The sequence below is a fragment of the Nonomuraea sp. MG754425 genome (genome assembly GCF_021699195.1).
In the GTDB taxonomy this organism is placed as follows: Bacteria; Actinomycetota; Actinomycetes; order Streptosporangiales; family Streptosporangiaceae; genus Nonomuraea.
The window spans coordinates 1-7,948 of the sequence record NZ_SSXE01000304.1; the positions used below are offsets into that span (position 1 = coordinate 1).

The following is a 7,948-nucleotide window of genomic DNA, read 5'->3' on the forward strand; positions in this document are numbered from 1 at the left end:
CCACCACGCAGACCACCACGGAAACCGCCACGGCCGCCCCGTCCCCCTCACCGGAGCAGCCCACCGCCGACCCGCTCGGGACGCCCGCGGGCCAGCCCAGGAAACCGCCCGCCGGCACCGGCACGCCCACCGCGATGGCCGCGAGCGCGTCCGGCGTGGTGTGCGGCACGGACAACGGCTCTGTCCTCACCTGGGACCTCACCGCCGCCACCGGCCGGAAGCTCGGCGACGGCGGCCCCCGCACGACGGCGATCGCCCACGGGGAGCGCGACGGCGCGACAGTGATCGCCTCCGGCCACTCCGACGGCCGGATGCGGTTGTGGGGCCCGTCCGGCGAGAGCCTGGCCACGCACAAGGCCGGCGATCCGATCATCGCCGTGACGGTCACGGGCGGCGGCCGGGCGGTGGCGGTGTCGCAGGACTACGACAGCCTGCGGGACCTGCGCGGCACCGTCCGCCTGTGGGACGTCGCCACCGGCGAACAGCTCGGCCCCACCGGCACGGAGCACTTCCAGGGCGTCAACGGCCTGGCCTTCGGCCGCCTCGACGGCGACGACGTGCTGGTGACGGGCGACGGCGCGAACCGCGTACGGGTGCGACCCCTGGCCACGGGTGTGGTGACGCGCACGTTCACGACCGGCGAGGTCGGCGGGATCGAGCGGCTGGCCTGCGGCGAGCTGGGCGGCAAGCCGGTGCTGCTGTCCACGCACCTGGACGCCACCCTGCGCGTCCACGACCTGGCGACGGGCAAGCGCAGGAGGATGTGGCGCTTCGGCGAGCGCAGCCCCGACGACCGGGGCACCGCCGCGCTGGTGGCGGGCACGCTGGACGGCACCCCCGTCGCGATCGTCGCGCACACCCCGCACGGCGAGGACGCGTTCGTCCGGGTCCGGAGCTTGACCGACGGCGGGATCGCCGGCGAGTTCGGCTTCGGCGAGGGCGGCGGCATCCGCCTGCTGACCCTGGCCGAACAGGCGGGACGGCCGGTCGTGGCCACGGTCGGCGAGGACCGGCTGCTGCGCCTGTGGAGCCTCGGCCCGTCCTGAGCCTGTCCTCGGAATCCGGTTCCAGGGATCGCCGGTCCCCCGATAAGCGGTCTCTGCACCCGCGGCGGCGGACGGGGCACGCTCAGAGCATGAACATCTCCGGAAACACCGTCTTCATCCCCGGCGCCACCAGCGGCATCGGACTCTCGCTGGCCCTGGCGTTGCAGGCGGAGGGCAACACCGTCATCGTGGGCGGCCGGCGGGCCGAGTTGCTCGAACGGATCGAGGCCGAGCATCCCGGCATCGGCACCGTGCGGATCGACACCACGGACGCGGCGAGCATCGCCTCCGCCGCCGAACAGGTGCTGGCCGGGTATCCGGACCTGAACGTGCTGATCACGATGGCCGGCATCATGCGTGTCGAGGACTGGCGCAAGCCCGAGTCGTTCCTGGCCTCGGCCGAGTCCGTCGTGACGACCAACGTGCTCGGTCCGATCCGGCTCATCGCCGCCTTCATCGAGCACCTGCGGGCGCGGCCGGACGCCACGATCGTCACCGTCTCCTCGGGGCTGGCGTTCGCGCCGCTCGGGGCCACGCCGAGCTACAACGCCTCCAAGGCCGCGATCCACATGCTCAGCGAGTCGCTCCGGCTGCAGCTCGCCGACACGAGCGTGCAGGTGATGGAGCTGGAGCCGCCGGCCGTGCGCACCTCGTTGCTGCCCGGCCAGGAGAGCAGCGAGTTCGCGATGCCGCTGGAGGAGTTCACGTCCGAGGTCATCGCGCTGCTGAAGGCGCAGCCCGACGCGACGGAGATCCAGGTCGAGCGGGTGAAGTTCCTCCGCTACGGCGCGGCGCGCGGCGACTACGACCAGGTCGTGGCCGTCCTCAACGCCGCCGACCCGCACGGCAAGTAGCACCCGCCGCGACGCCCCGGCCCCCACGGGCCGGGGCGTCAGGGCGTCAGGGCGTCAGGGCGTCAGGGCGTCAGGGCACGATCAGTCCCCGCCGGTAGGCGCGGACGAGGCGGCGCGGGACAACGCCTTCGTGACGCCGGGCAGCTCGCCGCGGTGCGCCATCTCGCGGAAGCGCACGCGGGAGAGCCCGAACTCGGTCAGGTGGCCGCGGGGGCGGCCGTCCACGGTGTCGCGATTGCGTACGCGGGTGGCGCTGGCGTCGCGCGGCTGCCGGGCCGGCTCGCGCACGGCGTGCTCCCGCTCCCGGGGCGTGCCGGTGCGGATGATCTCCTTCAGCTCGGCGCGGCGTTCCGCGTGGCGCAGGACGACGGCCTTGCGCCGCTCGTTCGCGACGATCTTGCTCTTCTTGGCCATCAGATCCGCTCTCCCCAGGCGCGGACGCGGGCGACCGCGGCCTCGATGCCGATCTTGTCGATCAGCCGGCGGCAGCTCGCCAGGGCCGTCAAGAACGCCCGCGAGATGGCCCGGCTCCACTGCACCTCCCGCGGCGGCGCGTGAGGACCCGGCGGCACTGGCCCGGCGGGGCGGCGGATCGTGGGGTCAGCGTCCTTCGAAGACGGGCTTGCGCTTGGCGAGGAACGCCTCGACCGCCGCCGCGTGGTCGGCGCTCAGCCCGAGGCGCGCCTGGGCCTGGGCCTCGGCCGCCAGCGTCGCGCCGAGACCGCGCTCCCACGCCTGCGCGATGAGCCGCTTGGACTCCGCGTACGCGGCGGTCGGCCCGGCCGCGAGCCGGGCGGCCAGTGCCCGTCCGGCCGCGCCCACCTCCTCGGGCGGCAGCACCTGGCCAGAGATGCCCCATTCGACCGCCTGTCGCGCGCCGAACGGCTCGCCGAGCAGCACGAGCTCCCTGGCCCGCGACTCGCCGACCGAGCGCGTGAGCGTCGCCGACAGGCCGGAGTCGCAGGTCAGGCCGATCGCGCCGAACGCGGTGGCGAGGACGGCGTCCTCGGCCAGCACCCGCAGATCGCAGGCCAGCGCGACGGCCAGCCCGGCCCCCACGCAGGTGCCGTTGACGGCCGCGACGACCGGCTTGTCCATCGTGGCCAGCAGCCGGACGACCGGCGCGTAGTCCTCCTCGACGGTGTCGAACGCGTGCGCCGGGTCGGCGCGCAGCGCCGCCGCGTGCTCGGCCAGGTCCTGGCCCGCGCAGAAGGCGCGGCCCGCCCCGGTCAGCAGCACGGCCCGGACCGCGCCGTCGCCGGCGGCGTCCTCCAGCGCGCCGCGCAGCGCCGTCTTGGTCTTGCCGTCGAGGGCGTTGCGGCGTTCGGGACGGTTCAGCGTGACGACGGCCACGGCCCCGTCGCGCTCGACGACGACCGGGGGGCCGCTCACCGGTCGTCCCCGGGCCAGGTCTTGGCGACCAGGGTGAGCACGTCGTAGGTGGCGACCGGCTCGCCCTCCTGGTTCGTGACGACGGCGTCCCAGCGCACCTCGCCGTAGTCGGCGTTGACGCGCGGGGTGATCTGCTTGACGGTCAGCGTCACCGCGATGGCGTCACCGGCCTTGACCGGGGTGAGGAAGCGCAGGGCGTCGACCCCGAAGTTCGCCAGGACGGGGCCGGGCGCCGGATCGACGAACAGCCCGGCGGCCAGCGACACGACCAGGTACCCGTGGGCGACGATCCCGCCGAACAGCGGGTTGCGGGCGGCCGCCTCGGGGTCGGTGTGGGCGTAGAAGGTGTCGCCGGTGAACTCGGAGAAGTGGTCGATGTCCGCCCGCGACACCGTGCGCGACGGCGAGGCGATGGTGTCGCCCACCCGCAGCTCCGCCAGAGACTTGCGGAAGGGGTGCACCGGGGACGCGGCGCGCGCGGCCCCCGGCGTCCACCGGCCGGTGATCGCGGTGAGCAGGTCGGGCGAGGCCTGGACGGCGGTGCGCTGCATGTGCCGCAGCACCCCCCGGACGCCGCCGAGCTCCTCGCCGCCGCCTGCCCGGCCGGGACCGCCGTGGACGAGGACGGGCAGCGGGGAGCCGTGCCCCGTGGACTCCTTGGCGTCGTCGCGGTCGAGGACGAGCACGCGGCCGTGCCACGGGGCCAGCCCGAGCACGACGGACCTGGCCACCCCCGGGTCGTGGGTGGCGACGGAGGCGACGAGGCTGCCCTTGCCCCTGGCGGCCAGGGCGATGGCCGCCTCGATCCCGTCGTAGGCCAGCACGGTGCTCACCGGGCCGAACGGCTCCACGTCGTGGGGCTCGGTCGCGCCGGGGCGGGCGCGCAGCAGGAGCGGGGTCATGAAGGCACCGCGTTCGGGGTCGCCGTCGAGCAGGGGGCCGCCGGCCGGGTCGCCGGCGACGATCTCGGCGCTCGCCCGCAGGGCCTCGACGGCCTTGCGCACCTCGTCGCGCTGGGCGAGGCTCGCCAGCGCGCCCATCCGGACGTCCGGATGGCGGGGGTCGCCGACGGTCACCTTCGCCAGCCGCGCGGCCAGCGCCTCCACCACCTGGTCGGCCAGCTCGCCGGGGACGAGCACCCGGCGGATGGCCGTGCACTTCTGCCCGGCCTTGACCGTCATCTCGGTGACGACGCCCTTGACGAACAGGTCGAACTCCGGGTCGCCGGGCCGCACGTCGGGCCCGAGGATCGAGCAGTTGAGCGAGTCGGCCTCGACGCCGAGCACGACGCCGCCGTCGAGCACGTTCGGATGGCGGCGCAGGATGCCCGCGGTGTGGGCGGAGCCGGTGAAGTCGACGCAGTCGTGGACGGTCAGCTCGTCGAGCAGGCCGCGCGCGCTCCCGGCGACGAGCTGGACGGCCCCCTCGGGCAGGATCCCCGACTCGACGATCCGCCGGACGGCCAGCTCGGTCAGGTAGGCGGTCTGGCTGCCGGGCTTGACGATCGTGGGCAGGCCGGCGAGCAGGGCAGGGGCGAGTTTCTCCAGCATGCCCCAGACCGGGAAGTTGAAGGCGTTGATCTGGACCGCGACGCCCGGCCGGGAGGTGTGGACGTGCTGGCCGACGAAGGTGCCGGCCTTGCCGAGGCGTTCCAGGCCGCCGTCGAGGACGACGGTGTCGTTCGGCAGTTCGCGCACGCCTTTGCTCGCGTAGCTGAACAGGGTGCCGATGCCGCCGTCCACGTCGATCCAGGTGTCCTGCGTGGTGGCGCCGGTGCTCGCCGACAGCGCGTACAGCTCGTCCTTGTGTTCGAGCAGGTGCTTGGCCAGGGCCTTGAGCAGGGCGGCGCGCTGGTGGAAGGTCAGGGCGCGCAGCGCCGGGCCGCCGATCTCCCTGGCGTGCCCGACCATGGCGGCGACGTCCAGCCCCCGACTGGAGATCCGCGCGACCTCCTCGCCCGTGGCGGCGTCGAGCAGCGGTTCTCCGTCGTCGTCCGCGCGGAACCAGTGTCCGGCGGCGTAGCTCTCCAGCAGTGCGCTCACGCTCTCTCCTTTCCCCGTGACCTGTTGCGCGAAGACCCCGACCCATGTCACGGTATTACTGACCGAGCGATAAGTAAATAAGCGCGACGGGTGTCGCGACGGGTGTCTCGGAAGGGAAGACGATGACGACGATTCCGATGGAACCGCAGCAGGAGGAGCGCCTGCGGGCCGCGTTCGACGCCACCGTCGCGCGCCACGACCGCATCGAGCCCCGCGACTGGATGCCCGACGCCTACCGGGGCACGCTCGTCCGGCAGATCGCCCAGCACGCGCACTCCGAGATCATCGGCATGCAGCCGGAGGGCGAGTGGATCGGCCGCGCCCCCTCCCTGCGCCGCAAGGCGATCCTGCTGGCCAAGGTGCAGGACGAGGCCGGGCACGGGCTTTACCTCTACTCGGCCTGCGAGACCCTGGGCGTCTCCCGCGCCGAGCTGACCGACCTGCTGCTCGGCGGCCGGCAGAAGTACTCCTCGATCTTCAACTACCCGACGTTGTCGTACGCCGACGTCGGCACGATCGGCTGGCTGGTGGACGGCGCCGCGATCTGCAACCAGGTGCCGCTCTGCCGCACCTCCTACGGCCCGTACGGGCGCGCCATGATCCGTATCTGCAAGGAGGAGTCCTTCCACCAGCGGCAGGGGTACGAGCTGCTCATGACGATGATGCGCGGCACCGGCGAGCAGCGCGCGATGGTGCAGGAGTCGGTCGACCGGTTCTGGTGGCCGGTGCTGATGATGTTCGGCCCGCCGGACGCGCACTCGCCCAACAGCGAGCGCTCGATGGCCTGGGGCATCAAGCGCAACTCCAACGACGACCTGCGCCAGAAGTTCGTGGACATGACGGTCCCGCAGGCCGAGGCGCTCGGCGTCACGCTGCCCGACCCCGAGCTGCGCTGGAACGAGGAACGCGGCCACCACGACTTCGGCGAGCCCGACTGGGAGGAGTTCGCGGCGGTCATCCGCGGCGACGGGCCGTGCAACGCGCAGCGGCTGGCCCACCGGCGGGCCGCCCACGAGGAGGGCGCCTGGGTGCGCGAGGCGGCCACGGCCTTCGCGGCGGCGACGGCCCAGGAGGGCGCGCGGTGAGCGCCGACCGGCGGGAATGGCCGCTCTACGAGGTGTTCGTCCGCGGCAAGCGGGGCCTCAACCACGTGCACGTCGGCTCGCTGCACGCCCCCGACGACGCGATGGCCCTGCGGCACGCCCGCGACGTCTACACCCGGCGCAACGAGGGCGTCAGCATCTGGGTCGTCCGGGCCGACGCCATCACCGCCTCCAGCCCCGACGAGAAGGACCCGCTGTTCGCGCCGAACGGCGACAAGATCTACCGGCACCCGACGTTCTACGAGATCCCCGACGACGTCCCGCACATGTGAGGAACGGGCCACGATCATGAGCGACGAACACGGCAGCGTCTTCGACGGCCTGCTCGGCGGTGACGACTCCGCCCAGTGGGCCTTCGGCACCGGCTTCGAGGATCCGCTGGCGGGCGTGGACACCACGACGCCCGGCGGGGTGGATCCGGCCGAGCTGGCCGCGTACTGCCTCATGCTCGGCGACGACGCCCTGATCATGTCGCAGCGCCTGTCGGAGTGGTGCAGCCGCGCGCCCGACCTCGAAGAGGACATCGCGCTCGCCAACATCGCGCTCGACCTGCTCGGGCAGGCGCGGCTGCTGCTGACCCGCGCCGCCGCGGCCGACCCGGACGTGCTGCCCCGCCTGCCCGAAGGCTCGCCGGTGCCGCCGGAGGACGCGCTGGCCTTCTTCCGGGACGAGCGCCGGTTCCGCAACGTGTGGCTGGCCGAGGTGGCGGGAGGCGACTTCGCGCACGTGGTCGTACGGCTGCTGCTGTTCTCGGTGGCGCGGCTGGCGCTGCTCGAACGGCTGCGTACGAGCCGTGACCAGGTGCTCGCCGCCGTGGCGGGCAAAGGCGTCAAGGAGGTGACCTACCACCGCGACTGGGCCGGGCGGTGGTTCCTCACGCTGGCGCGCGGCACCGGGGAGTCGCGCCGCAGGCTGCTCGCCGCCCTCGACGCCCTGTGGCCGTTGCAGGCCGAGACGGTCGCCGCCCACCCGCTCGAACGCGCGCTCGCCAGGGCCGGCGTCGGCGTGGACCCCGCCTCGGCGCGCGAGGAGGTGGACGCCGTGCTCGGCCAGGTGTTCGCCGTCAGCGGCGTGGCCCGGCCGGAGCCCGCGCAGCCGTCGGGGATCGGCGGACGGACGGGCCGCGACGGCGTGCACACCGAGGACCTGGGCCGGCTGCTCGCCGAGATGCAGGCGGTCGCCCGCGCGCACCCGGGCGGGCGCTGGTGACCGGGGCGCGGGCGCGGGCCGCCGCGGTGGCGGGGCGGGTGCGCGATCCCGAGATGCCGATGCTGACCCTCGCCGACCTCGGCGTGCTGCGCGGCGTCGAGGTGGTCCGCGACGCGGGCGGCGAGGTCGTCGTCGCCTCGATCACGCCCACCTACACCGGCTGCCCGGCCATGGCGACCATGCGCGACGACCTCGTCCACCGGCTCAACGACGCCGGGTTCGCGCGCGTCGAGGTGCGGATCGTGCTCGACCCGCCGTGGTCCAGCGACTGGATCACCGAGCGCGGCCGGGCCGCCCTGCGC

9 protein-coding genes are annotated in these 7,948 nt (G+C 74.0%); 6 read left to right on the forward strand and 3 right to left on the reverse strand.

The genetic code is table 11. From position 1 onward, the window contains the following. On the forward strand, positions 1 to 1,046 hold a 1,046-nt coding region (locus tag FAF44_RS50750; RefSeq protein ID WP_237110681.1), incomplete at its 5' end, for a WD40 repeat domain-containing protein. Positions 1,047 to 1,135: 89 nt separating this feature from the next. Next, positions 1,136 to 1,900, forward strand: a complete 765-nt coding sequence (locus FAF44_RS50755) for an SDR family oxidoreductase (protein ID WP_237110682.1) — start codon at positions 1,136 to 1,138, stop codon at positions 1,898 to 1,900. Between the two features lie 81 nt (positions 1,901 to 1,981). Here FAF44_RS50755 and rpsN read toward each other — a convergent pair whose 3' ends face one another. The 3 genes from rpsN to paaZ all read right to left on the reverse strand — a co-directional run bounded on the left by rpsN (position 1,982) and on the right by paaZ (position 5,334). Next, a complete protein-coding gene (gene rpsN / locus FAF44_RS50760; protein ID WP_237110683.1) occupies positions 1,982 to 2,314 on the reverse strand; it encodes a 30S ribosomal protein S14 in 333 nt (110 codons plus the stop codon). 186 nt (positions 2,315 to 2,500) lie between these two features. Then, the gene (locus FAF44_RS50765) at positions 2,501 to 3,292 is read right to left on the reverse strand and encodes an enoyl-CoA hydratase/isomerase family protein (RefSeq protein ID WP_237110684.1); all 792 of its coding nucleotides are present in this window, start codon (positions 3,290 to 3,292) and stop codon (positions 2,501 to 2,503) included. Further along, a complete protein-coding gene (paaZ, locus tag FAF44_RS50770; RefSeq protein ID WP_237110685.1) occupies positions 3,289 to 5,334 on the reverse strand; it encodes a phenylacetic acid degradation bifunctional protein PaaZ in 2,046 nt (681 codons plus the stop codon). The genes FAF44_RS50765 and paaZ overlap by 4 nt, the downstream gene beginning before the upstream one ends. Positions 5,335 to 5,456: 122 nt before the next feature. On the opposite strand from paaZ, the gene paaA reads away from it, so the two are divergent. The 4 genes from paaA to FAF44_RS50790 form a co-directional block, all read left to right on the forward strand. Beyond that, the gene (gene paaA, locus FAF44_RS50775; protein WP_237110686.1) at positions 5,457 to 6,419 is read left to right on the forward strand and encodes a 1,2-phenylacetyl-CoA epoxidase subunit PaaA; all 963 of its coding nucleotides are present in this window, start codon (positions 5,457 to 5,459) and stop codon (positions 6,417 to 6,419) included. Beyond that, on the forward strand, positions 6,416 to 6,709 hold the full coding sequence (gene paaB, locus FAF44_RS50780) for a 1,2-phenylacetyl-CoA epoxidase subunit PaaB (RefSeq protein WP_237110687.1): 294 nt from the start codon (positions 6,416 to 6,418) through the stop codon (positions 6,707 to 6,709). The genes paaA and paaB overlap by 4 nt, the downstream gene beginning before the upstream one ends. Before the next feature lie 16 nt (positions 6,710 to 6,725). After that, positions 6,726 to 7,646, forward strand: a complete 921-nt coding sequence (gene paaC / locus FAF44_RS50785; protein WP_237110688.1) for a 1,2-phenylacetyl-CoA epoxidase subunit PaaC — start codon at positions 6,726 to 6,728, stop codon at positions 7,644 to 7,646. Continuing rightward, the coding region (locus FAF44_RS50790) for an iron-sulfur cluster assembly protein (RefSeq protein WP_308193541.1) at positions 7,643 to 7,948 on the forward strand (306 nt) is incomplete at its 3' end. The genes paaC and FAF44_RS50790, both read left to right, overlap by 4 nt.

Coding starts and splice junctions, on each gene's coding strand:
- rpsN (WP_237110683.1), bottom strand. CDS start 2,314: ATGGCCAAGAAGAGCAAGATCGTCGCGAACGAGCGGCGCAAGGCCGTC.
- FAF44_RS50755 (WP_237110682.1), top strand. CDS start 1,136: ATGAACATCTCCGGAAACACCGTCTTCATCCCCGGCGCCACCAGCGGC.
- paaA (WP_237110686.1), top strand. CDS start 5,457: ATGACGACGATTCCGATGGAACCGCAGCAGGAGGAGCGCCTGCGGGCC.
- paaC (WP_237110688.1), top strand. CDS start 6,726: ATGAGCGACGAACACGGCAGCGTCTTCGACGGCCTGCTCGGCGGTGAC.